Annotated in this window: 21 protein-coding genes; 7 read left to right on the plus strand and 14 right to left on the minus strand. The window is 63.7% G+C overall.

Translation table 11 applies throughout. The features are described 5' to 3' along the window. Positions 1 to 111: 111 nt before the first annotated feature. The 11 genes from NKH29_RS12640 to NKH29_RS12690 all read right to left on the minus strand — a co-directional run bounded on the left by NKH29_RS12640 (position 112) and on the right by NKH29_RS12690 (position 10,608). Positions 112 to 1,152, minus strand: a complete 1,041-nt coding sequence (locus tag NKH29_RS12640; protein ID WP_352640082.1) for a sugar ABC transporter substrate-binding protein — start codon at positions 1,150 to 1,152, stop codon at positions 112 to 114. A 39-nt stretch (positions 1,153 to 1,191) separates the two neighbouring features. Continuing rightward, the gene (locus NKH29_RS12645; RefSeq protein WP_352640083.1) at positions 1,192 to 1,956 is read right to left on the minus strand and encodes an ATP-binding cassette domain-containing protein; all 765 of its coding nucleotides are present in this window, start codon (positions 1,954 to 1,956) and stop codon (positions 1,192 to 1,194) included. Next, positions 1,953 to 3,119: an ROK family transcriptional regulator gene (locus NKH29_RS12650; RefSeq protein ID WP_352792001.1), complete on the minus strand. Its 1,167-nt coding sequence runs from the start codon at positions 3,117 to 3,119 to the stop codon at positions 1,953 to 1,955. Before NKH29_RS12650 ends, NKH29_RS12645 begins: the two co-directional genes overlap by 4 nt. A 120-nt stretch (positions 3,120 to 3,239) precedes the next feature. Continuing rightward, on the minus strand, positions 3,240 to 3,995 hold the full coding sequence (locus NKH29_RS12655; protein ID WP_352481189.1) for an ABC transporter permease: 756 nt from the start codon (positions 3,993 to 3,995) through the stop codon (positions 3,240 to 3,242). Then, positions 3,992 to 4,765 carry an ABC transporter ATP-binding protein gene (locus NKH29_RS12660; RefSeq protein ID WP_352999687.1) on the minus strand — a complete coding sequence of 258 codons (774 nt, stop codon included), beginning with the start codon at positions 4,763 to 4,765 and terminating at the stop codon, positions 3,992 to 3,994. The genes NKH29_RS12655 and NKH29_RS12660 overlap by 4 nt, the downstream gene beginning before the upstream one ends. After that, entirely contained in the window at positions 4,765 to 5,793 is a 1,029-nt protein-coding gene (locus tag NKH29_RS12665) for an ABC transporter substrate-binding protein (protein ID WP_352481311.1), read from the minus strand. The genes NKH29_RS12660 and NKH29_RS12665 overlap by 1 nt, the downstream gene beginning before the upstream one ends. 90 nt (positions 5,794 to 5,883) lie before the next feature. Further along, positions 5,884 to 6,321, minus strand: a complete 438-nt coding sequence (locus NKH29_RS12670; protein ID WP_023717347.1) for a VOC family protein — start codon at positions 6,319 to 6,321, stop codon at positions 5,884 to 5,886. Positions 6,322 to 6,323: 2 nt separating this feature from the next. Then, positions 6,324 to 7,064 carry a FadR/GntR family transcriptional regulator gene (locus tag NKH29_RS12675; protein ID WP_352481187.1) on the minus strand — a complete coding sequence of 247 codons (741 nt, stop codon included), beginning with the start codon at positions 7,062 to 7,064 and terminating at the stop codon, positions 6,324 to 6,326. Then, a complete protein-coding gene (locus NKH29_RS12680) occupies positions 7,061 to 8,497 on the minus strand; it encodes an FAD-binding oxidoreductase (protein ID WP_352857715.1) in 1,437 nt (478 codons plus the stop codon). The genes NKH29_RS12675 and NKH29_RS12680 overlap by 4 nt, the downstream gene beginning before the upstream one ends. Before the next feature lie 224 nt (positions 8,498 to 8,721). After that, entirely contained in the window at positions 8,722 to 10,002 is a 1,281-nt protein-coding gene (locus NKH29_RS12685) for a M23 family metallopeptidase (protein WP_352481185.1), read from the minus strand. 138 nt (positions 10,003 to 10,140) lie between these two features. After that, complete coding sequence (locus NKH29_RS12690; RefSeq protein WP_023717351.1) at positions 10,141 to 10,608, minus strand: peroxiredoxin; 468 nt, start codon at positions 10,606 to 10,608, stop codon at positions 10,141 to 10,143. A gap of 96 nt (positions 10,609 to 10,704) precedes the next feature. Here NKH29_RS12690 and NKH29_RS12695 point away from each other — a divergent pair, with 96 nt between their 5' ends. Then, positions 10,705 to 14,082: a hypothetical protein gene (locus NKH29_RS12695; RefSeq protein WP_352999689.1), complete on the plus strand. Its 3,378-nt coding sequence runs from the start codon at positions 10,705 to 10,707 to the stop codon at positions 14,080 to 14,082. 247 nt (positions 14,083 to 14,329) lie between these two features. Here NKH29_RS12695 and tyrS read toward each other — a convergent pair whose 3' ends face one another. Next, positions 14,330 to 15,583 carry a tyrosine--tRNA ligase gene (gene tyrS, locus NKH29_RS12700; protein WP_352999691.1) on the minus strand — a complete coding sequence of 418 codons (1,254 nt, stop codon included), beginning with the start codon at positions 15,581 to 15,583 and terminating at the stop codon, positions 14,330 to 14,332. Positions 15,584 to 16,036: 453 nt separating this feature from the next. On the opposite strand from tyrS, the gene NKH29_RS12705 reads away from it, so the two are divergent. Then, on the plus strand, positions 16,037 to 16,765 hold the full coding sequence (locus tag NKH29_RS12705; RefSeq protein WP_031193510.1) for a glycosyltransferase family 2 protein: 729 nt from the start codon (positions 16,037 to 16,039) through the stop codon (positions 16,763 to 16,765). Next, positions 16,758 to 17,090, plus strand: coding sequence for a lipid-A-disaccharide synthase N-terminal domain-containing protein (locus NKH29_RS12710; protein WP_023717355.1), 333 nt, complete (start codon positions 16,758 to 16,760; stop codon positions 17,088 to 17,090). The genes NKH29_RS12705 and NKH29_RS12710 overlap by 8 nt, the downstream gene beginning before the upstream one ends. Before the next feature lie 41 nt (positions 17,091 to 17,131). On the opposite strand, the gene NKH29_RS12715 is transcribed toward NKH29_RS12710, so the two are convergent. Then, positions 17,132 to 17,800 (minus strand): FMN-binding negative transcriptional regulator, encoded by a 669-nt coding sequence (locus tag NKH29_RS12715; protein WP_352999692.1) that lies wholly within the window; start codon positions 17,798 to 17,800, stop codon positions 17,132 to 17,134. Positions 17,801 to 17,812: 12 nt separating this feature from the next. Next, entirely contained in the window at positions 17,813 to 18,487 is a 675-nt protein-coding gene (locus tag NKH29_RS12720; protein ID WP_023717356.1) for an alpha/beta hydrolase, read from the minus strand. 273 nt (positions 18,488 to 18,760) lie between these two features. Here NKH29_RS12720 and NKH29_RS12725 point away from each other — a divergent pair, with 273 nt between their 5' ends. The 4 genes from NKH29_RS12725 (at position 18,761) to sufD (ending at position 23,727) form a co-directional block, all read left to right on the plus strand. Beyond that, on the plus strand, positions 18,761 to 19,924 hold the full coding sequence (locus NKH29_RS12725) for a cysteine desulfurase family protein (protein ID WP_023717357.1): 1,164 nt from the start codon (positions 18,761 to 18,763) through the stop codon (positions 19,922 to 19,924). A 187-nt stretch (positions 19,925 to 20,111) separates the two neighbouring features. Further along, positions 20,112 to 21,629 carry a Fe-S cluster assembly protein SufB gene (sufB, locus tag NKH29_RS12730; RefSeq protein ID WP_023717358.1) on the plus strand — a complete coding sequence of 506 codons (1,518 nt, stop codon included), beginning with the start codon at positions 20,112 to 20,114 and terminating at the stop codon, positions 21,627 to 21,629. Between the two features lie 30 nt (positions 21,630 to 21,659). Beyond that, entirely contained in the window at positions 21,660 to 22,415 is a 756-nt protein-coding gene (gene sufC / locus NKH29_RS12735; RefSeq protein ID WP_352481179.1) for a Fe-S cluster assembly ATPase SufC, read from the plus strand. Between the two features lie 43 nt (positions 22,416 to 22,458). Beyond that, positions 22,459 to 23,727, plus strand: coding sequence for a Fe-S cluster assembly protein SufD (gene sufD, locus NKH29_RS12740; RefSeq protein ID WP_352481178.1), 1,269 nt, complete (start codon positions 22,459 to 22,461; stop codon positions 23,725 to 23,727). The last annotated feature ends 10 nt before the right edge of the window (positions 23,728 to 23,737 follow it).

Genomic DNA, 23,737 nt, shown 5'->3' on the forward strand with positions numbered 1-23,737 from the left:
ATCAGGCGCGGTTGAAAATTGCTGCAGCATTCCCGTGCGCGTCCGTTTGAACGCACCGGGCTGCAGGGCTGGGCTCCGGGCCTGCGTGGCCCGGAGCTTCTGGCGAGTTCGCTATTCGACCGGCTTTATGGTTTCGGCCGGCGGCTTCATGTTGCCCCAGAAGGCTGGGTTATCGACATTTTCCTTGGTGATCGCAGCGCCGGGGATCTTGATGTTCGGCCCCCACGCTTCCTTGGTCAGGGTCGATTTCAGGCCAAGCACATCATATTCGCCGGGCTTGATCTCCTGCTTGTTGACCACCTTGTCCATGAACATGGCGACCGCCGCGGCCTGGGCGTAGAGCGGCTGCTCGACTTCGACATTGAGCCAGCCCTTGCGGATCAGGTCGAGGCCGACCGGAGCGCCGTTCGAACTCATCAGCATGACGTCGCCCGGTTTCTTGCCGGCGGCCTCGAGCGAGGCGACGGCAGCGACCGAAAGATGCGCGGCGTGGCTGAAGATCAGGTCGATGTCGGGGTTGGCGAGCAGCTGGTCGTTGACGATGGTCCCGGCTGCATCCGCCGCCCATTGCATGGCCGGCAGCGAGATGATCATGACGTCCGGGAACGCCTTCATCTTCTCCTCGAAACCCTTCTGGATGTCGAGCGTGTAGGGGTCGCCCGGATCGCCGAGCACCTGCAGGATCTTGCCTTTCACCGAGCCGTTCTTCGCGGTCAGGAGTTTTTGCGCCTGATCGGCGGCGACGTAGCCGATCTCGACGGTTCCGGCCACCGAGGTGAAGTCGGAAGGCGTCGAGGTGATCTGGCGGTCGAACTCGACGACCGGGATGCCGGCGGCACGGGCGGCCTCGATCGACGGTTTCAGCGCATTGAAATCGACGGCGGCAAGGATGATCGCCGACGGCTTCAGCGCGATGACGTCGTTCATCTGCGATTGCTGAGCGTCGGTCTTGTTGTCGGCGTTCAGCGTCTTCATCTCGTAGCCGACCTGCTTCAGGAACAATTCCAGCGCGCTCACCGAGCCGGTCTGGAACTCATCGAGCAGTGTCGGCACCATGTAGTAGACGGTGCCCTTGGACTGAGCGAATGCCGGCGTGAGCGTGGCAAAGGCCAGTGCCAGGATACCGAAGACGGAAAGAAGTATTTTCTTCATGTCGTTCGCTCCTCTTGCGCCGGACCCCTCATTTGTCCCTCAGCTCGCCGGTCCGGCACCGGCAAGCGTCTCTCCGGTGATCATGTTGATCACCGCGTCGGGACTTGTTTTGCTGCGTGCGACATCGCCAGCCACGACGCCTTGCCGGATCACCACGATCCGGTCGGCAACCTGGAAGGCCTGTTGCATGATATGAGTGATGATGACGACGCCGATACCCTGGCTCGCCACCTGGCGGATCATGTCGAGGCCGCGCCGCGTCTGCTCGACGCCGAGCGCTGCGAACGGCTCGTCGAGAAGCACCAACTTGCCGCCAAAATGCACGAACCGGTTGAGCTCGATGGCCTGCCGCTGACCGCCGGAGAGGTGCTCGACATTGGTGCGAAGCGAGGGAATGCGGGTGCCGGCGCTGGCCAGCGCCTTTTGCACCACCTGCTCCATGGCGCGCTCGTCGAGCACCGGAATGCCGAGAACCTTCCTGGTGATCTCGCGGCCCATGAAGAAATTGGCGACCACGTCGACATTGGTGCAAAGCGACAGGTCCTGGTAGACGGTCTCGATCCCCGCGGCCTTGGCCTCGGCAGGGGATTTGGCGAGGAATTCCTTGCCTTCGAACAGCATGCGGCCGGAACTCGGCTCGAGCCCGCCGGCAATGATCTTGACCAGCGTCGATTTGCCGGCGCCGTTGTCGCCGAGCAGCGCCACCACTTCGCCCTTGCCGATCGAAAAGCTGATGCCTTTCAGTGCTTCGATGGCACCGTAATTCTTGGCAACGTTATCGAGCACCAGCAGCGGTTCGCTCATGCCGCGATCCCCTTGTTATGCAAGAGATCCCGCCCGCGTTCGCGTTCGGCGGTGAAGATCTGGCCGAAGCGTGGCGAAAGCACCCCTGAGACGGCAAGCGCTGCGGCGCCGCGCAACACCGCATGCTGGCCGCCGCGCGCGACGCTGACGCGGGGCGTCGTGCGGTCGCTTCGCGCCGAGACCGAGTTGGGCAGGTGCGCAGCTGCGCCGGCCAGCCTTTCGAGCAGGTCGGTGGAGGCCAGCCCGCCAAGGATGATGGTTTCGGGGTCGAACAGGTTTTCGATGATGGTGATGGCGTTGCGGAAGATCGGCGCGATCTCGCTCACCCAGTCGGCGTCGGCAATGTTGCGGCGCCGCAGCGCCTCGAGCGAGAGATACCGTTCGAGGCAGCCGCGATTGCCGCACGGGCAGGGCTCGCCGCCCGGCACAGCGGGAATGTGGCCGATTTCGCCGGCATTGCCCCAGGCGCCGCGCAATGCGGCTCCGTCATGCACCATGACGCCGCCGAGGCCGACACCGAAATAGAGATAGTAATATTCGGAATAGGCCGTGCCGAGGCCATAGAGGCGCTCGCCGATGGCAGCCGCCGCCATGTCGGTTTCGAAAAAGGCCGGCAGCCCGGTCGAGGCGGCCAGCCGCTCGCGCAGCGCCACATCCTTCCAGCCGGTCATGGTGGTCGGACCGACAAAGCTCATGGACTCCACGCCAAACGGCCCGGGCAACGCCATGCCGATGCCGAGGACGCGGCCACCGGGCCGCAGTGCTGTCAATTCGAGCACCATGGCGCCGATCAGCTCGAAGGCGTGGTCGGGCGTTGCATTTGGGGCCTCGCGGTAGCTGCTCTCGATGACATCGCCGCTGAGGTTGATCAGCGCGGCATTGATGCCGAGCGGGGTGACGTGAATGCCGACGGCATAGCCGCCTTCCGGATTGATCCGCAGCGTTGCCGGGGGCAGTCCGCGCCCCTTGGGCTCTTCGCGCAGCGACAACACGTAACCGTGCTCTTCCAGCTCGCGAACGATGGTCGACACCGTCTGCACGGTGAGCCCGACCCGCCTGGCAATGTCGCCGCGGGCGATCGGCCCGTGAAGGCGAATGGATTCGAGCACGATGCGCCGGTTGTACGGCCGCCCGAACTCCTGATTGGTTCCCCGCAGTGCCATGCCTTGCGCCCTCGAGAGAGGCCAGACTGGCACCGAAGATTTATTCAGTCAAATGGAATTCAAAAATAAATTTACAGCCCGCGCACAGCGAACCTGGCGGATGGCCGCTCGACGGAATGGTCAATAGCGGATGGCACGGCGCTCCAGCAGAACCACGATTGAGAACATCGCGATCGACAAGGACGACGACAGCACGATTGCCGCATAGAGCCGGTCCGACTGATAGTTAAAGGTCGCCTGGATGATGAGCGCGCCGAGGCCCTTATCCGACCCGATCCACTCGCCGACAATAGCGCCGATCACGGCCGTGGCCGAAGCAATTCTCAGCGAGGAGAACAGCATCGGCAATGCTCTTGGCAGGCGCAGGCTCCAGAAGATCTCCCAGCGCGTAGCCGATAGCACCCGGAACAGTTCGTGCTCGTTGTCGCTGGCCGAGTCCAGCCCGCGGATCATGTTGACCAGCGTCGGGAAGAAGCAGATCACCGCCGCGATCACGATCTTCGGCGTCATGCCGAGCCCGAAGATCAGGATGATAATCGGCGACAGCGCCAGGATGGGAATGGTGTTGAAGAACAGCACGACCGGAAAATAGGCCGCCTGCAGGATGCGGCTGTGCACGAACAGCACCGCCAGCAGCACACCGGCAAGATTGCCGATGACAAATCCCGCCAGCGCCTCGATCAGCGTCGGCCAGAGATTGCTGAGCAGCAAAGCAAGACTCTTCCGGAACACGCCTGATATGGCCGTCGGCGTCGGTACGATATAGGCCGGCACGCCGAGCCATGGCAGCAGGAACTGCCAGGCGAGCAGGATCGAGGCCGCGCCAAAAACGGGCAGGGCGACGGCCAGCGCCGATGGCAAGGGCGCCTGCCTCATGAGGCCTGTTCCAGCGCGCCGCGCAGTTCGGCCATCGCGGCAACGATCGCCGGATCCTCGCGCGAACAGCGGTTGCCTGCCTGCTTGAACGGCCGCATGTCGAGGTCTCTCGCCACGCGGCCCGGATTGGCGGCGAGAACGATGACCCGTTCTCCGAGATAGGCGGCTTCGGCGATCGAATGAGTAACGAAAAGGATGGTCGCGCCGGTGCGCCGCCACAACGACAAAAGCTCGTCGTTGAGGCGGTCGCGGGTGATCTCGTCCAGCGCACCGAAGGGCTCGTCCATCAAAAGCAGCCTGGGTTGCCCGAGCAGTGACCGGGCGATCGCCACGCGCTGGCGCTGGCCGCCGGACAATTGGTGCGGCAGACGCTCACCGAACCCGGCAAGCCCCATCAGATCAAGCAGCTCGTCGGTTCGATCGTCTATTGTCCGGGTAAGCCGGCCTTGTCCGACATCGAGCGGCAGGCGGACGTTGTCGCGCACGGTGCGCCAGGGCAGCAGGGTCGAGTCCTGGAAGACGAAACCGACATCGCGCCGCGAACGGACAGCATGCGGTGTGTCGCCAAGCACGGTGATCGAGCCGCCGAGCGGATCGAGCAAGTCGGCCACCACCCTGAGGAACGTCGACTTGCCGCATCCCGAAGGTCCAAGGATCGACAGGAAGGAGCCGGCCTCGACCGACAGGTCGAGACCGGAGAGCACTTTCACCACCGGCTGCCGGCCGCTATAGCCGACATCCAGCCTGCGGGCCTCGATCGCCTTCGCCATCAAGCGGCGGGCGCGTCGAGCTTGGGTCGGTCGGCGGCCGACAATTCGAGTATCTTGGTGGTGTAGACATCGGCTGCCGCGGGCCGGCCGTTCGGGTATTGGCCGACCTTGTCCAGCAGCGCCAGCTGCTCCTCGATCGAGGCGGGATCGAAGGTTCCCCATCCGTCCTTGGCGGTTGCACCGTCAAAGGAGAGTTTCAGCACCAGATTGATCGTCTTCTGCTCCCAGCCAAGGTCCATTTCCGGATAGGCTTCGACCATCTTCTTGACGGCTTCCTGCGGATTGGCGTGCACCCAGCCCCAGCCCTTGGCGACGGCGCCGATGAATTTCGCCAGCATTTCCGCATCCTGTTCGATCGCTGTGTCGGTAGCGAAATAGACGTCGGCATAGGAGTTCAGCCCGAGGTCGCGCACCAGAAGATCGATCCTGTCGTCGCCGACGACGCTCAGCGCCTGGGTGTTAGTGATCCATCCGCCAATCGCGTCGACGTCGCCGCGCACCAGCGGCGCCTTGTCGAAGCCGACATTGACGACGGTGACCTCGGACGGATCAATGCCGTTCTTGGCCAGGATCTCATCGATGACGAAGCGCGCCGTCGGCTGGATGCCGATCTTTTTGCCCTTGAGGTCGGCCACGCCGCGGATCGGCTTGGCAGGCTTCGAGGTGAAGGCATAGGGACCGGTGCGGAAGCCACAGGCGATGATCTTCACCGGCACGCCGCTGGCACGCGCCGCGTAGAGCTGCGGCGTTTCGGAAAACTGGCCGAGTTGTGCGGCGCCCGAAATCACCGGCGGCACCGTCGCCGCATTGGGACCGCCCGGGCTGAATTCCACCTCGAGGCCCACCTCCTTGAAATAGCCGTTGGCGACCGCGGCGATGTCGCCAATCTGTCCGTTGGACATCAGCCAATCATACTGGATGACGACCTTTCCGGCAGCCTTGGCGCCCGGCGTCAGCACGAGCTGCATTCCGGCCGAAGCTGCCGCGACAGCGGCGAAGCCGGCTTTCACGAAGCTGCGGCGGTTCATGTCGTAGTCTCTGTTCCCACTCATTTTTTGCTCCTGTTGCAAGACGTTCTCGTCTCTTCATTGCGCGCCGTTCCCGTGGCGCGGCGTCGTCTACGGCTGTTCGTCGTGATAGTCGCCGGGGCCGCCGTCGAGCCAGGCGTATAGTTCCCAAAGCGTGTCGTCGGGATCGGTGAAATATGCGCAGCGCGCGTTCCAGACATAATCCTCCGGCGGGCCGTAGAAGGGCACGCCCTTGGCTGCCAGTTCGCCATGGAGCCGGTCGATCTCGCCGGGCGCGTCTAGCCTGACCGCCACGCAGACCTTGTGCGCCTGGCGCGGCGACCTCAACTTCGAGACGCCGGTGTGCCGGTTGATGTGATCGATCTCCCACGCCGCCAGCGTGACGCCCTCGCCATGAAAGTCGGCAAAGCCCTCGGCGCGACGCCGCAGGCGGAAGCCGAGTTTTTCGACATAGAATTCAACCGTCCGCTCGATATTTTCGACGAGCAGGCAGACGTCCGAAATCGCATATGCGCCTCCGACCGGCATGGCTACCTCCCTGTGCTGTGCGCGGCGCGCGATGCTGGCAGTTTGACGCCGACGCGGTCGGCGGCGCCGACGATGTGGGCGCGCATCGCCGCCTCGGCGGCCGTGGGATCGCCCGCGACCAGCGCCTCGTAGATGCGCACATGCTCCCCGACATTGACTTCGACCAGGTCGTGCAGCGGATTGGTGAGGCGCGCGTAGTGGATCGAGCGGCGGATCTGCTCGCAAACGAAGGAGATAAAGGTGTGGATGTAATTGTTGCCGGTCGCCCGTGCGATCTCGCGATGGAACAAAAGGTCGGCGTCGATGCTGCCTTCTTCCCAGCGCTCCTCGCCGCTCATCCGGTCTAGCGCCGCCTTGATTGCGTCGAGGTGCTCCTGCCCGCGCCGTTCGGCGGCGAGCGCAGCTGACTCGGCTTCCAGTATGCAACGCAGCTCGAACAGCCGCTCCATATTCCCGGTCGCTTTCAGCGCCTCGCCATCGATCCGGATCGAGGCGCGCTGCTCCGGCGCCAGCACGAAGGCGCCGACGCCTTGCCGGGCTTCGATCATGCCATCGGCCCTGAGTTGAGCGATCGCCTCGCGCACCACATTGCGACTGACGCCGAATTTTTCCGAGAGCTGCTGCTCGGTCGGCAGCCGCGTGCCCGGATTGAGGTCGCCGGATTCGATCTCGCGGCTGAGGAATGCGGCGACGCGATGCGGCAGCGCCTCGACCGTGCCGATAGCGGCCAGTCTTTGCTTCATGGAAAGGTCTCCGTCGATGGCAGAAGGCAGCCGGGATTCATCAATCCCTGAGGGTCGATCGTTGTTTTGAGCGCCGTGACGAGCCGGCGATGGGCAGGCGCCAGGCCGGCCCAGAAAGTGCGATGACGGGTGCGGCCGATGCCGTGCTCGGCGCTGATCGACCCGCCAAGCGCGCCGACGATCTGGTAGAGTCCGGCAGTGATCTCCGCGCCCTGGGCACGAGCTTCCCCCTCGGCGAGCCCAAGCGGTGGCAGGACGTTGAAATGGACGTTGCCGTCGCCGGCATGGCCATAGGCCTGCGGCAGCCAGCCTGGATGTTCCAGCGCCACGAATTGGCGGGCCTGATCGATGAGGGCAGGGATGTCCGATATCCTGACCGCAAGGTCGGTGCGCACATGGTAGCCGCGTCTTACCTGGCCCTCGACCAGCCCTTCGCGGATCGCCCAGAAGGCCCTGGCCTGTGCGACGCTTTCAGCAAGGACGGCCTCGGCGACCAGACCGCTCTCAATGGCTCCGGCCAGGAAATCGACCAGCATGGAGCGCAGATCGACCGTAGCACTTGCGGAGAGTTCGATCAGCACGTGGACGGGAGCTTCGACCGGCGAAACGATGTTGGCATCGATCAAGCGCGCGAGCGCGATGCACTCCGATCCAATGATCTCGAAGGCCGAAATCAGATCGGATGAGGCCCGGCGAGCCTGCCGGAACAGGGTGATGGCCGCTTCGAACGAAACGAGACCGAGATAAGCGGTCTCGACCCGGGCCGGTTTCGGAAACAGCTTGAGCTCGACGCCGGTGATGATGCCGAGCGTTCCTTCGCTGCCGATGAAGAGCTGCTTCAGGTCGTAGCCTCGATTGTCCTTGCGCAGGCCGGAAAAGCCGCTCCACAACTCGCCATCGGGCAGGACGACTTCGAGGCCGAGGATGATATCGCGCGCCATGCCATAGCGCAGCACGTTGGTGCCGCCGGCATTGCTGGCCGCATTGCCGCCGATCTGGCAGCTTCCCTGCGCGCCGAGCGCCAGCGGAAACAGGCAATCCTCTGCTTCTGCCGCATCCTTGATGTGCTGCAGGATGCAGCCGGCATCGGCCTGCAGGACGAAATTGTCGGCGTCGACGAGACGGATGCCGTTCAACCGCTCCAGACTGACGACCACCGCGCCACGGGAGTCGATGTCGATTGCACCCGCCACCAGCCCCGTGTTCCCGCCCTGTGGGATGATTCCGAGCCCGAGCGTGCCGCAGAGCCGCGCCACAGCCTGGACTTCGCTGACGGAAGCAGGCTTCAGCACCGCAAGGGCTCCGCCGCGATGATCCCCGGACCAGTCCAAAAGGTATTTCGCCATGCCGGCAGCGTCGGCGGTCACGCCGCTTTGTCCGACAGCGCCCTCCAGAGCATTCAGAATTTCAGGCGGGATACCATGAACGGTCATTACAAGCCTGCTGGACTGAGGCATAGGCTTATACATATCATCCTACAACTGCGTCGGAGTCAACGCTGTGGGGCAGAGGCCCTCAAGGGCTGGAGCCGAATGTTTGCTGGGGAGAATAGAGCGAAGGGCGATCGCCCGAGGATACTTAGGTGAGGCCGCCTTGGCCTGGCTGCGCCGGCCCGATGCCGCTCAATTGCTGGGTCGTCTGAGGAGCAGCCCGGCTCCTAGAGATACCGCTCGACCTTCTTGCCGACGGTCAAAAACCGCAGCGGGTCGATCGCCTCGCCATTGTGGCGAACCTCGTAGTGCAGATGCGGGCCGGTCGAGCGGCCGCTGTTGCCGGTCTTGCCGATGATGTCCCCGGCATCGAGCTTCTGGCCGACGGCGACGTCGATTTTGCTGAGATGTCCGTAACGCGTCACAAAACCGTTGCCGTGGTCGACCTCGACCATGCGGCCGTAGCCGCCGTTCCAGCCGGCCTTGACGACGACGCCGGCTGCCGTGACCTTGGCCGGCATGCCGACCGGCGCCCTGAAATCCATGCCGGAATGCAAGGCGGCCGTGCCGAGGATGGGGTCGGTGCGCACGCCGAACGGGCTGGTGACGCTATGGCCGGGGGCGGGGTTGGCGAGCGGCAGCCGGCGCGCCTCCTTTTTCAGATGATCCAGCGCGTCAAGCGCCTCGTCCAACTCCTTGACCTTGCTGTCAAAGACCAACGAACTGTCGAGCGGTATCAGCGGGCCGCCGACATCGCTCTTTTCGAATTCGCTGTCGACCGGCAGGCCGGCGGCCTCGAGCGCCTGCGAGATCGCGTCGGCGCTCTTGTAGGCATTGTCGGCAAGTGCCGCGATGCGGGTGAGCTGCTGGCTCTCGATGGTCTTCAGCGAGTTGTTGATCGAAACGAAGAGCTTGTCTGCCCGGTCGGCCGCGCTTTCACTCGGCAGCGGATTGGCGCGGGTCGACCACAGCGAGAACGGCCTCGTGTCGTTGCTGGCAAGGGGCGCAGCAAGGCTGGCGACGGAATAGGCCATCGGCTGGATGCTGCCGGTCGCGTCGGCATGTTCGTCCGGCTTTGCCGTCGGCACGGGCGGCGTTGCGACCTCATTTTCGGCTCGTTCGAGGATCGGGCCGAGGCGGCCGTGACGCAGGCTGAGCTGGCTCTGCCGTTCCAGCAACTCGCTGACCTTGGTTTCCATCAGCTGCTGATCGAGAAGCTGGCGGCTGGTGATGCGGTCGACCTGGCCGCGCAATGCCGAGATGCGGTCTTCATAGGCCTGCTGCATGCGCGCCTGCCGCGCCGTCGTGGCGCCGATCAGGTCGTCGCGCAGCACCAGATAAGAGGTCGCCAGCAGGTAGCCAATGACGATCGCCGCCAGCGCCGAGCCGCAAAATGCGGCCAGCCACGGACGTATGGTGAAATGCCTTATCTGGTCGCCCCGGGCGATGATGACGGTGTGGGGCTCTCTGCGTCTGCCGAAGACCGCTGACTGACTGGCTACGTTCACGGGACCAAGCTTTCGTTACGACACCAACGACGAGCCTGATTACACATTATTAGGGTTAACAAAGTTTTGCCGGACCGAACGACGGGCAAAGGTATTCGCGCAAAACGGGCATCGAATTGCAGCGGCGTGCCGCAGCTCTCAAAGGGCGCGAACCGCCTCCAGCACCGCTTCGGCGTGGCCTTTGACGCGGACGTTACGCCAGATCCTGGCGATGCGTCCGTCCCGGCCGACCAGGAACGTCGCCCGCTCGACGCCCATATAAATGCGGCCGTAGAGCTTCTTTTCGACCCACAAATGGTAGGCCTCGATCACCTTGCGCTCTTCGTCGGCGACCAGGTCGATGCTCAGATCGTATTTCGCCTTGAACTTGTCGTGCTTCTTGACGCTGTCCGGCGACAGCCCGATGACGACAGCGCCGGCCTTTTCGAATTCCGGCTTCAACTGCGAAAAGCCGATCGCCTCGCTGGTGCAGCTTGTGGTGTCGTCCTGTGGGTAGAAATAGAGTACGATGGGTTTTCCCAGCAATGCGGCGAGGCTGAGTGAACCGCCGCCGTCGCGCGGAAGATCGAATTGCGGCGCAACATCGCCCACGTCGAGGTCAGCCATACCGATGCCCTTGTTTGAGGTTACGCGCCAGGCTGCATCGATATAATGTCGAGCGGGGATTCGTCCACGATCGAATTCGTTTCAACGGAAGATTGCGTGGATCAGGAGCTACCGCAGCACGAGAAGATCAGGTTCAGGCGTGACGAGATCACCGACCTGGGAACCTTTCCGTCCGCGTGCCGCGTCCCGCCGCTCGGCCAGGCGTCGATCGGTCGCGGCGTTCGTTTGATGGCGCGGCTGTTTGCCGGCCTCGTCGCCCTTGTGCTGCTGGCTGCGGCCGGTGTCTATGTGATCGGCGTGTCCGGTTTCGGCTCGGAGCGGCTTCGCGCGGAAGCCGAGACGGCAATCGAGAAATTGGCCGGCTTCGATGTCGATGTTGCCGTCGGGCCGGCCCGGCTGACGCTTGACGGGTCGAGCTTCATTGCGCTGCAGGTCAGCGACGTCAGCCTCAAGACCGCCGACGGCAAACCGATGGCCGATGCCGGCCGGGTCCGCTTCGGCATCCGGCTCATCCCGCTGCTTTCGGGCGAGGTGCGGCTCACCAGCGCCCGGATTTCCGACGCGCACATCGTCATGGCGGCAATGCCGTCCGGCGGCGACTGGACGGCCGGGCTGCGCAACCAGGACGGTCTCATCGATCCGGAAAAACTTTCCGTCGCCGTCTTCGCCAACGTCAACCGCGCGCTCGATGCGGTGCGCGAGGATTCGGTGCGCCAGATCGATCTGCGCAACGTCGAGCTGGCACTGCCCGAGACCGGATCGGTCAAGTCGGTCACCATCGCCGACGCCTCCGTGTCGCAGTCGGGACCGGGAAGCATGGAGTTTTCATCCGACGCGGATGTCGACGGCAGGGCGCTCACCATCGCCGCTTCCGCCACCCGCGATCCGGCGACGCGACGCATCGCCACGCTGGACGCCAGCATCCAGGCGGCGGACGCCGACACTGCGGCGGCAGGTGGCAAATTGGGCGCGATCGCCTTGAAGCTGGCGGGGTCGGAAGCGGCCGGCGACAACGGTTCGCGGCTGACCGCCGCCCTGTCGCTGACCGGATCGGTGCTCGACCTCGGTTCGCGCGGCCTGCTTCCGGCCGACGTCGATCTCGATGCAACGCTCGTCGCCGGCTCGAACAAGATCCAGGTCGACGGATTGCTGGTGAAGACCGGCCGCTCGACCTTCGATTTTGCCGGTTCGATCGGGCCCAAGCCGGCGACCGGCACAGCGGGCGAGGAGCCATCCTATCGCTACGACCTGACCAGCGACGGTTCGACCTTGGCGCCGTCGGATTCGCCGGAACCGGCGCTCAGCTTCATTGCCCGTATTGCCGGCGTCTACCAGCCGACGAGCCAAAAGCTGGTCGCCGAGCAGATCGGCGTCCGGTCCGGACCGGGCAGCGAAGTGCTGGGCACGGCTTCGGTTTCATTCGTCGCCAACCAGGCGCCGGGCATATCGGTGGCGCTTAACGTCCACGACATGCCGGTCTCGCACGTCAAGCAATTATGGCCGTGGTTTTCGGCGCGCAATGCCAGGCTGTGGGTGCTTAAGAACCTGTTCGGCGGCCGCGTCGTCGATGGCAGCCTGCAATTCCAGGTCGTACCCGGGCGGCTTGGCAACGGCGTGCCGCTTTCCGCCGATGAAGTCTTCGGCCGTTTCCAGGTCGAAGGATCGCGCTTCGACACGGCCGGCCGCATTCCGCCGATCCGCGATGCCGTCGGCGTTGTCGGCTTCCACGGCAACGACGTCGACGTCGCGCTGTCCTCGGGCAGCGTCTATATGCCGAGCGGCCGTACCGTGGCGGCAAGCAACGGCACGCTCACTGTCAAGGCGGCGAACCATCCGCCGGTGATCGGCGCGCTCGACATCGATGTCGCCGGTGAGGCGCCGGCAATCGCCGAGCTGGCATCCTATGACCCGATCAACGCCATGCGCCATGTCGGCCTGCTGCCGGATGACCTGTCCGGCACGGTGACCGGTCACGTCAAGGCGGATATTCCGCTGCAGTCCGGCGTCGACTCCTCCAAACTCGATTGGCTGGTGGCGCTCGACTACAAGGATCTGTCGCTGGCCAAGCCGTTCGAGGGCCAGACGGTCAGCCATGCCGACGGCTCGATCACCGTCGCGCCCGACCGGGCGGTGATCTCGGCCAAGGCGCTGCTCAACGGCATTCCGGCCGAGCTCGACCTGATCGAGCCGCTCAGGGATGGCGGCCCGCCGCGCAGTCGTAAAGTAGCGCTGGTGCTCGACGACAAGACCCGCGCCACCGCCATGCCTGGCCTGTCGACGCTGCTTTCCGGAACCATCAAGGTGGCGATCGACAAGAGCGGCACCGGCAACCAGAACGTGTCGGCCGACCTGACCAATGCCAGGCTGGACATTCCCTGGGCCGGCTGGAGCAAGGGCCCCGGCATCCCCGCCAAGGTCACCTTCGCCATGGCGAAGACCGGCGACACCACGACGCTGTCCAATTTCGAACTCGACGGCAAGACCTTCTCCATCGACGGCAGCGCGGTGCTGGTCAACGGCGCCTTGTCCTCGGCCCGGTTCAGCAAGGTCACGTTGAACAGGGGCGACGACGTCGCCGTCTCGGTGAAGCGGTCGGGCAAGGCCTATGCGGTCGAGGTTAGCGGCAGCGCGCTGGACGCACGCTCGCTGATCAAGCAATTCACGTCCGACGTCGACACCGCCACCAAGACCACCGGCGTCGATACGATCTCGGTCAGCGCCGACGTCAGTTCCCTGACCGGCTTCCATGACGAGGTGCTATCGAATCTGAAGCTCGACTACAGCGCCGCCGGCTCCAGGGTGAACGGGCTCAAGGTGAGCGCCACGGCAGATTCGGGAGCCGCTATCACCATCAGCAATACGACCGGCGGCGGCCTGCGCGCGCTCAACATGAAGTCGGCCGATGCCGGTGCCATACTGCGCTTCCTCAACATCTACGAGCACATGGAAGGCGGCTCGATCACGCTGGCACTCACCGGGGCCGGCGACGGGCCGATGAAAGGCCAGGTCGACGCCAAGAACTTCTTTATCGTCAACGAGCCGAAGCTCGCCTCGATCGTGTCGACGACGCCGGCTGGCGACAGCCGTAGCCTCAACGAGGCGGTCAAAGGCAATCTCGACACGTCGAGGGTGAAGTTCGAGCGCGGTTTCAGCGAAATCGAGAAGGGCAGCGGCTATCTGAAGCTGCGCAACGGCGTGCTGCGCGGCTCGCGCATCGGCACCACCTTCCAGGGCACGCTCTACGACCAGAACAACAATATGGACATCACCGGCACGTTCATGCCGGCCTACGGCGTAAACCGCATCTTCGGCGAACTGCCGCTGATCGGCGCGCTGCTCGGCAACGGTCGCGACCGCGGCCTGATCGGCGTCACCTACAGGCTCAAGGGCAACGCCAACAAGCCCAACCTGGAGGTAAATCCGCTATCCGTGATCGCGCCCGGGATATTCCGGTCGATCTTCGAGTATCGTTGAGGCGGCCAGGGTAGGCGGGCAGGGTAGGCGGGTGGACACCGACGCTCTGTAGTGATCCTTCGCGCCCCCCTCTGTCCTGCCGGACATCTCCCCCACAAGTGGGGAGATTGGCAGCTTCCACGCTGCGCTCTTCCTGCAACGTTGTAGATTGGCGAAAGCCGGCGCGAAAGCCGATCTCCCCCCTTGTGGGGGAGATGTCCGGCAGGACAGAGGGGGGCGCTGTCCCCCCGGCACCAACGGTTGCGCGTCAAACCGGCCGCACCAGAACGTGCTTCTTCTTGCCGAGCGACAGCTTTGCGACATTTTCCAGGCCCATATCCTGCAGCGTCACCATCCTGCGATCGTCGGCAACGAGCTGGTCGTTGAGGCGCACGGCGCCGCCCTGGATATGCCGCCGCGCCTCGCCGTTTGACCCAGCCAGCCCGGCGGTGACGAACAACGACAATATTCCGACGCCGGCTTCGAGCTCGGCCCTGCCCACCTCGACGGTCGGCAGTGTTTCGGCGAGCGCGCCTTCCTCAAATGTCTTGCGCGCCGTTTCGCTGGCCTCCTCCGCCGCCTCGCGGCCATGCAGCATGGCGGTGATTTCGGTGGCGAGGATCTTCTTGGCCTCGTTGATCTCCGAGCCGCCGAGCCGTTCGAGGCGCGCGACCTCGGCGAGCGGCAAGGTCGTGTAGAGCTTGAGGAAACGGCCGACATCGGCATCCTCGGTATTGCGCCAATATTGCCAGAACTCGTACGGGCTCAACATCTCCGCATCGAGCCAGACCGCGCCCGAGGCCGACTTGCCCATCTTGGCGCCGGACGAGGTGGTGAGCAGCGGCGTCGTCAGTGCATAAAGCTGCGCGCCTTCCATGCGATGGCCGAGATCGATACCGTTGACGATGTTGCCCCACTGGTCGGAGCCGCCCATCTGCAGCCGGCAACCGAGGCGCTTGTAGAGCTCGACGAAGTCGTAGGCCTGCAGGATCATGTAGTTGAATTCGAGGAACGACAGCGACTGCTCGCGATCCAGCCGGAGCTTGACCGAATCGAAGGCCAGCATGCGGTTGACCGAAAAATGCCGGCCGACATCGCGCAGGAAATTGACGTAGTTGATATCCATCAGCCAGTCGGCATTGTTGATCATGACGGCGTCGTTCAGGCCGCTGCCGAATTTGAGGTAGGGCGTGAAGTTGCGGCGGATGCCGGCGAGATTGTTCTCGATATCCTGCGGCGTCAAAAGCTTGCGCGCCTCGTCCTTGAACGACGGATCGCCGATCATCGAGGTGCCGCCGCCCATCAGCGCGATCGGCCGGTGGCCGGTCTGCTGCAGCCAGTAAAGCATCATGATCTGGATCAGCGACCCGGCATGCAGGCTCCTCGCGGTGGCGTCGAAGCCGATATAGGCGCTCACCGTCTCCGTGGCGAAAAGCTGGTCGAGGGCTGCATCATCCGAGGTCTGGTGGATGAAGCCGCGCTCGCTCATCGTGCGCAGGAAATCGGATTTGAAGGCGGACATTTTTCTTCCCAGAGGCTTGCGGCCGAACGCGGCACGGTATGCGTGAAGGCCGGCGTTTAGCACTCAAGCGCGATCAGCAAAAGTGGAATCCGGTTTTAGCGCGCCCTCTTCCCTTCTCCCCGGTGGGAGAAGGTGGATTGGCGCGCAGCGCCAAGACGGTTGAGGGGTGCTGGACAGAGCGCGGTTGGTGCCAAGCTGGAGCACCCCTCATCCGTCGCCTTCGGCGCACTTTCTCACAAGGGAAGAAGGGAGAGCCGCGCGTCGCGAGACAAGCGGCTCTCCCCGGAACGGGTAACGTGAGAGGCCATCCAAACCTGAAGCGATCATCCTTCACTTCCGGCGCGCCTGCTTGCGTCCTCGTTTCGGCTGGCGTAATGAGGCGCCGCACCAGCGGGCCTCATCCGCTGGACCGCGCGGCATCGATCGAATGCCATATCCTGTGACAGAGTCGAGATGCCGGAGATATCCATCGTCATTCCTTGCCGGAACGAGGCGGCGAACCTGCCGCTTCTGCTCGACGAGATCGGCGCTGCCATGGCTGGGCGCGACTTCGAGGTCATCGTCGTCGACGATGGCTCGACCGACGACACGCCTTCGGTCCTTGCCGCTCAGGCAGCGCTTCGCGCGTTTCCGCTGCGCCACCTCAGGCATGCGAAATCCGCCGGCCAGTCGCTCTCGGTACGCTCGGGCGCCTGGGCAGCGCGCGGCGATATCGTCGCCACCATCGACGGCGACGGCCAGAACGACCCCGGCTATATCCCAGTGTTGATCGACGCGCTCCGGCAGGCTGGTCCCGACGTCGGAGCTGCGCAGGGACAGCGTCTGAAGCGCCGCGACAGCAAGATCAAGCAGCTGGCGTCGCGTTTCGCCAACGGGCTGAGAAAGGCCATCCTGCACGATGAGACGCGGGATACCGGCTGCGGCCTCAAGGCGATCCACACCGACATTTTGAGGAAATTGCCGTTCTTCGACGGCACCCACCGCTTTGTTCCGGCGCTGGTCATCCAGGAGGGCTACCGCGTCGTTCATTGCGACGTCGTCGACCGCTCCCGCCGTCACGGCAAATCGAACTACGGCATCTTCGATCGCGGCCTGCAGGGCGTGCTCGATCTTGCCGGTGTCTGGTGGCTGCGCCGCAGGCGCCGCAGAATGCCCAAAGTAGAGGAAATCACGCATGGGTAACGTGCTTCAGGAATTGGCGACCTGGCTTCACGATGTTTTCGTCAAGCAATTCGATGCCTGGGTACTGCTCGGCTTCGTCGCCCAGTTCTTCTTCACCATGCGCTTTCTGGTGCAGTGGGTGGCGTCGGAAAAGGCGAAGCGCAGTGTCGTGCCGATCGCCTTCTGGTTCTTTTCGCTGTTCGGCGGCGGCCTGCTGCTGGTCTATGCCATCCAGCGTCAGGATCCGGTGTTCATCGCCGGCCAGGCCATGGGCCTGTTGATCTATATCCGCAATCTCTGGCTGATCGCCAACGAGCGCAAGGCGGCGATGACGAAGGTCGATTGAGCCCGCTTCCGGCCCTAAACCGGTCGAGCAAGCAATCCAGATTACTTGCTGTCCAGCCCGCCGTAGGATCTTACCAGCCGGACCATGTCGGCCGAACTGGCAGCTTCGCTCTCGAGCCCCTCGGCGACACCGATGCGGTCGGCGGCCGGCCGGTTCTGGCTGACTTTCCATTTGCCGTTGATTTCGGTGATCGCGATTTCCAGGCCGACAATGCCCTTGATCTGCGACTGGATGAAGGGTGCTGGCGCGTCGGTCACCGCCCACGGCGTCGCGCGATTGCCCTCCTGCGACATTGTCAGATCGGAAATCTGCTCAGCCAGCCAATCCTGGTCTTCGACCACCGTAACGATGCCGCGCACCTGGACGATGGCGTAGTTCCAGGTCGGTACCACCTTGCCGGTTTCGCGCTTGGTCTCGTACCAGGACGGCGTCACATAGGCGTCCGCGCCCTGGAAGACGACCAGCACGGGCGACAGGGGATTGTCGGCCAAAAGCCGCCATTGCGGATTGGCCCTGGCTAGATGGGCGCGTAGCCTGCCGTTCGGCGGCACTTCCTCGTTGAGCAGGGAGGGGGCGTCGAGCAGGAAGGGAATCGCGTTGGCGACCGGCCCCTCGGCGCCATTCGAGACCAGCAGGCCAAGCGGATGCGCCCGGATTAGCCCGTGCAGGACATCCTGCCGGGTTTCCTGGAAATGAGGCGGCTGGTACATCGTCGTTCCCGATTATCTCAGCCGCTTCGGCCGTGGGTCGGACAGTTCCCCGGCCAGCCGGCGATCGAGATAGTCCGCGCATTCCTCGATCAGAAGCTCGGCATGGTTGGCAAAGAAATGGTTGGCGCCGGGCAAGGTCTTCTGGGTGATGGTGATGCCCTTTTGCGTGTGCAGTTTGTCGACCAGGCCCTGTACGTCCTTGGGCGGCGCGACCTTGTCGGCGTCGCCATGGATGATCAGGCCGGACGACGGGCATGGCGCCAGGAACGAGAAATCATAGGTATTGGGCTGCGGCGCGATCGAGATGAAGCCTTCGATCTCGGGCCGGCGCATCAAGAGCTGCATGCCGATCCACGAGCCGAACGAATAGCCGGCGACCCAGCAGCTCTTGGAATCTGGATGCAGCGACTGCACCCAGTCGAGCGCCGCGGCGGCGTCAGACAACTCGCCGGTGCCGTGGTCGAATTCGCCCTGACTGCGGCCGATACCGCGAAAATTGAAGCGCAGCGTGGTGAAATTGCGCTTCTGGAACATGTAGAAGAGGTCGTAGACGATCTTGTTGTTCATCGTGCCGCCGAACTGGGGGTGCGGGTGCAGGACGATGGCAATCGGCGCGCTCTTTTCCTTCGAGGGCTGATAGCGACCCTCCAGGCGGCCGGCCGGACCGGTGAAAATGACCTCAGGCATGAAATACTCCACTTGGCATAAACTGCGCGGCGCCCGGAACAACTCTTCCTCTGGCCCCAGTCTTCCATAGGCCCCAGTCTTCCCTAGGCCTTGACGCAGGGCGAGCGTCTTTCTAGAAGCTAGTTTAGAATTGTTCAAAACTGGGCGGCCAAAAAATTGTGGCTCGGCCACCCGCGCCGCAAGCCGCGTAAATAGGACGTCTTGCCTTGCAATTTCAAGGAAATAACGCGCTATCTTCGCGAAACGGCTTTTGAAGGGACCAGTTGGACGGAAATGGCCGGAGCACGCGCCTATCTCGACTACAACGCCAGCGCGCCGCTGCTTGCCTCGGCGCGCGCGGCCGTGGTCGCTGCGCTCGACGTCGCCGCCAACCCGTCCTCGGTCCATGCCGAGGGCCGCGCTGCACGGCGGCTGATCGAGGATGCTAGGCGCGACCTGGCACGACTGGTCAGCGCCAAAGCAGAGCATGTCGTGTTCACCTCCGGCGCTACGGAAGCGGCCTCGACGCTGCTGACGCCGGACTGGCATATGGGGCGCGGCGCCATCCGCATGAGCCGGCTTTACGTGTCCGAGGCCGATCATCCTTGCCTGCTGAATGGCGGGCGCTTCCCGGCCGCGCAGCTGACGCGGATCGGCGTCGACGCCGATGGCATCGTCAGGTTCGACGCCTTGGCGGCAGCGCTCGGTGCGCATGACAAGGCCGACGGCTTGCCGCTGGTAGCCATCCACGCCGCCAACAACGAGACCGGCGTGATCCAGCCAGTTGGCCGCATTGCTGAAATCGTCAAGGCGGCGGGTGGCATCCTGGTGGTCGATGCCGTGCAGGCGGCCGGCCGCATTCCGCTCGATATGTCAACGGGTTACGCCGATTATCTGATTCTCTCCTCGCACAAGATCGGCGGCCCCAAGGGCGTCGGCGCCATTGTCGCGGCGTCGGACTTGATGATGCCGAAGCCGCTGGTCAGCGGCGGCGGCCAGGAAAAGGGCCATCGCGGCGGCACCGAAAACCTGGCGGCGATTGCCGGGTTTGGCGCGGCGGCGCGTGAGGCGCTTGCCGGCTTGCAAACGATCGATGCGGTGCGGCAACGTCGCGACGAAATCGAGGCGATCGTGAAAACGCTGGTTCCGGATGCCGAATTCTTCGGGACCGGCGCGCCAAGGCTTGCCAACACCACATTCTTCGCTATTGCCGGCATCAAGGCCGAGACGGCGCAGATCGCCTTCGACTTGGCCGGTGTGGCGCTGTCGGCCGGATCGGCCTGTTCATCGGGCAAGGTCGGGCCTAGTCACGTGCTGAAGGCCATGGGTTATGGCGACAGCCTTGGCGCGTTGCGCGTGTCGATCGGTCACGCGACCGGCGCTGAAGACATCGAGCTGTTCCGTTCGGCGCTGGCGACGATCGTCGCGCGGCGGGCAAACAGGGAAAAGGCCGCCTGAGCGCGGCAACGTGACATTTGGGCCTTACGGCCTGGTAGAGCCGTGCGTTCGCATTTGGCCGGGTGAATTTCCGGCATGAACGCACTATATGAAACTTACGCCACTTCGGGTGCCCAGGGGTGCTCGCTTGCGGTGCCATAGTTTGAAAACTGCCGGGCCTTGACCCCGGCGTGGATGGAGAACGCTGATGCCTGCTGTGCAGGAGACGATCGATCGAGTTCGAAAGATCGATGTCGACCAGTATAAATACGGATTCCAGACCGAAATCGCGATGGACAAGGCCCCCAAGGGCCTGAGCGAAGACATTATCCGCTTCATTTCGGCGAAGAAGGACGAGCCGTCCTGGATGCTGGAATGGCGCCTGGAAGCCTATCGCCGCTGGCTGACGCTGGACGAGCCGAAATGGGCGCGCGTCCACTATCCCAAGATCGATTTTCAGGACCTCTACTATTACGCGGCGCCCAAGAGCACGCCCGGACCGACCTCGCTCAGCGACGTCGATCCCGAACTGCTGAAGGTCTACGAGAAGCTCGGCATTCCGCTCAGGGAACAGGAGATCCTCGCCGGCGTGCAGAAGACCGATGCCTCGGAGCTCGAAGAAGCCAGCGACAATGTCTACAAGTCGGGCCGTGTCGCTGTCGACGCGGTGTTCGATTCGGTCTCCGTCGTCACCACCTTCAAGAAGGAGCTGGCGCAGGCCGGCGTCATCTTCTGCTCGATCTCGGAAGCGATCCGCGAGCATCCGGAGCTGGTGAAGAAATATCTCGGCTCGGTCGTGCCGACCTCCGACAATTTCTACGCAACGTTGAATTCGGCGGTGTTCACCGACGGCTCCTTCGTCTTCGTCCCCAAGGGCGTGCGCTGCCCGATGGAACTGTCGACCTATTTCCGCATGAACGAGAAGAACACCGGCCAGTTCGAGCGCACGCTGATCATCGCCGAGGAGGGGGCTTACGTCTCCTATCTCGAAGGCTGCACGGCGCCGCAGCGCGACGAGAACCAGCTTCACGCCGCTGTGGTCGAGCTGATCGCACTCGACGATGCCGAGATCAAATATTCGACGGTGCAGAACTGGTATCCCGGCGACGCCGAGGGCAAGGGCGGCATCTACAATTTCGTCACCAAGCGCGGCGACTGCCGCGGCCATCGCTCGAAGATTTCGTGGACGCAGGTCGAGACCGGCTCCGCCATCACCTGGAAATATCCGAGCTGCATCCTGCGCGGCGACGATTCCAGCGGCGAGTTCTATTCGATCGCGGTCTCCAACGGCTATCAGCAGGTCGACAGCGGCACCAAGATGATCCATCTCGGCAAGAACACGTCCAGCCGCATCATCTCCAAGGGCATTGCCGCCGGCTTTTCGCAGAACACCTATCGCGGCCAGGTCTCGGCCCACCGCAAGGCGACCAACGCCCGCAACTTCACCAACTGCGATTCACTGCTGATCGGCGACCAGTGCGGCGCGCACACCGTGCCCTACATGGAAGCCAAGAATTCGACGGCGCAGTTCGAGCATGAGGCGACCACCTCGAAGATTTCCGACGACCAGAAGTTCTACGTCATGCAGCGCGGCATCCCGGAAGAAGAGGCGATCGCGCTGATCGTCAACGGCTTCGTCAAGGACGTCATCCAGCAGCTGCCGATGGAATTCGCGGTCGAGGCGCAGAAGCTGATCGGCATCAGCCTCGAGGGCTCGGTCGGCTGACCGGATAAGAATTTTCAGGAAAAAGAAAAAATGCTTGAGATAAAAAACCTGCACGCCCGCATCGTCGATGACGGCACCGAGATCATCCGCGGCCTGAACCTGACGGTCAGGGCCGGCGAGGTTGCCGCTATCATGGGTCCCAACGGCTCGGGAAAGTCGACGCTGTCCTACATCCTCGCCGGCCGCGAGGACTATGAGGTCACCGAAGGCGACATCCTCTACAACGGCCAGTCGATCCTCGAAATGGATCCGGCCGAGCGCGCTACTGCCGGCATCTTCCTCGCCTTCCAGTATCCAATGGAGATACCGGGCGTGGCGACCATGGAATTCCTGAAAGTGGCGATGAACGAGCAGCGCAAGGCGCGCGGCGAGGAACCGCTGAAGATCCCGGAATTCCTCAAGCGCGTGAAGGAAGCGGCCGCCTCGCTCAACATGGATATGGCGATGCTGAAGCGGCCGCTCAATGTCGGTTTTTCCGGCGGCGAGAAGAAGCGCGCCGAGATCCTGCAGATGAAGCTGCTCGAGCCGAAACTGTGCGTCCTCGACGAGACCGATTCCGGCCTCGACATCGATGCGCTGAAGATCGTCGCGGACGGCGTCAACACGCTGCGCTCGCCGGACCGGGCCATCGTCGTCATCACCCACTACCAGCGCCTGCTCCAATACATCGTGCCGGATACGGTGCACGTGCTCTACAGAGGCCAGGTGATCAAGTCGGGCGACAAGTCGCTGGCGCTCGACCTCGAGGCCAATGGCTATGCCGGCGTGATCGGGCAAGCCGCGTGAGATGCCAGCAGGCCCGGAAGGCAAGCCAAACAAGGCGATACTGATGAACATGCACACGACACCCCAGCGAACATTGGCCGAAACGGCGCTGATCGACGCCTTTGGCGAGCGGCTGTCGCTGCTGCCCGGCGACGGCGCGGTGATGCTGAAGCGCGACGACGCCATCGAGGCGATCAAGGGCGGCCTGCCGACGCGGCGCATCGAATCCTGGCATTATACGGACCTGCGCCGGCTGCTGACCTCGGTGCCGGACTTCGATCCGGCAGCGGTCGCGAAAGCCATTGCGCCGATCGTCGAAGACTCCTCGGTTTTGCCGGTCCTGAACGGGGTTTCGAGCGCGAAACTGCCCGATATCGAAGGCGTCGCCGTACAGCGCCTGTCGGAGAAGCTGACCGACGGCAGCATCGCGCCGGGGTTGGATCCCTATGGCACCGATGACGCGATCGGCGCGCTGAACACCGCCTTTGTCGCCGACGGCTATTTCGTCGACATCGCCGACGGTGCCGAACTGGAAAAGCCGCTTGAGCTGCAGAATTTGCAGGCCGGTGGACAGACGCATGTACGCCTGGCCGTCCGCGTCGGTGCCGGCGCCAAGGCTGTCATCGTCGAGCGCCAGGCGGGCGAGGGGGCGGCGCTGGTCAGCTCGGTCAGCCAGCTTGTGCTTGGCGAGGGCGCCGAAGTGACATGGCTCATCGTGCAGGAGCAGCCGGATACGGCAACACATCTCGCCCAGTTCAAGGCGCATCTCGGCAAGAATTCGAAACTGACGCTGTTCGTCATGAATGCCGGCGGCAAGCTGGTGCGCCAGGAGGTCGTCGTGAGGACGACCGGCGAGGGCGCCGACTTCACGCTGCGCGGCATCAATCTTTTGGCCGGCGACACCCATACCGACGTCACCATGGTGCTCGACCATGCCGTGCCGCACACCGCCTCGACCGAAGTCATCCGCAACGTGGTGACCGGCAAGGCGCGCGGCGTCTTCCAGGGTCGTATCAACGTCCACCAATATGCGCAGAAGACCAACGCCAAGATGGCCTGCAACACGCTGCTGTTGTCGGACGACGGTGAGTTTTCGACCAAGCCGGAGCTTGAAATCTTCGCCGACGACGTCGTTTGCGGCCATGGCGCGACCGTCACCGAGATTGACCACAGCCATCTGTTCTACCTGATGGCGCGCGGCATCGACGAGAAGACCGCGCGCGGCCTGCTGGTCAAGGCCTTCGTCGCCGAAGTGATCGAGGAACTGGACGACGAGGCCATCGTCGAGGCGCTGGAACGACGGCTCGACGATTGGTTTTTGACGCACGGGTAGAATTGGCCGA

Source organism: Mesorhizobium sp. M1295 (assembly GCF_040318135.1).
Taxonomy (GTDB): Bacteria; Pseudomonadota; Alphaproteobacteria; order Rhizobiales; family Rhizobiaceae; genus Mesorhizobium.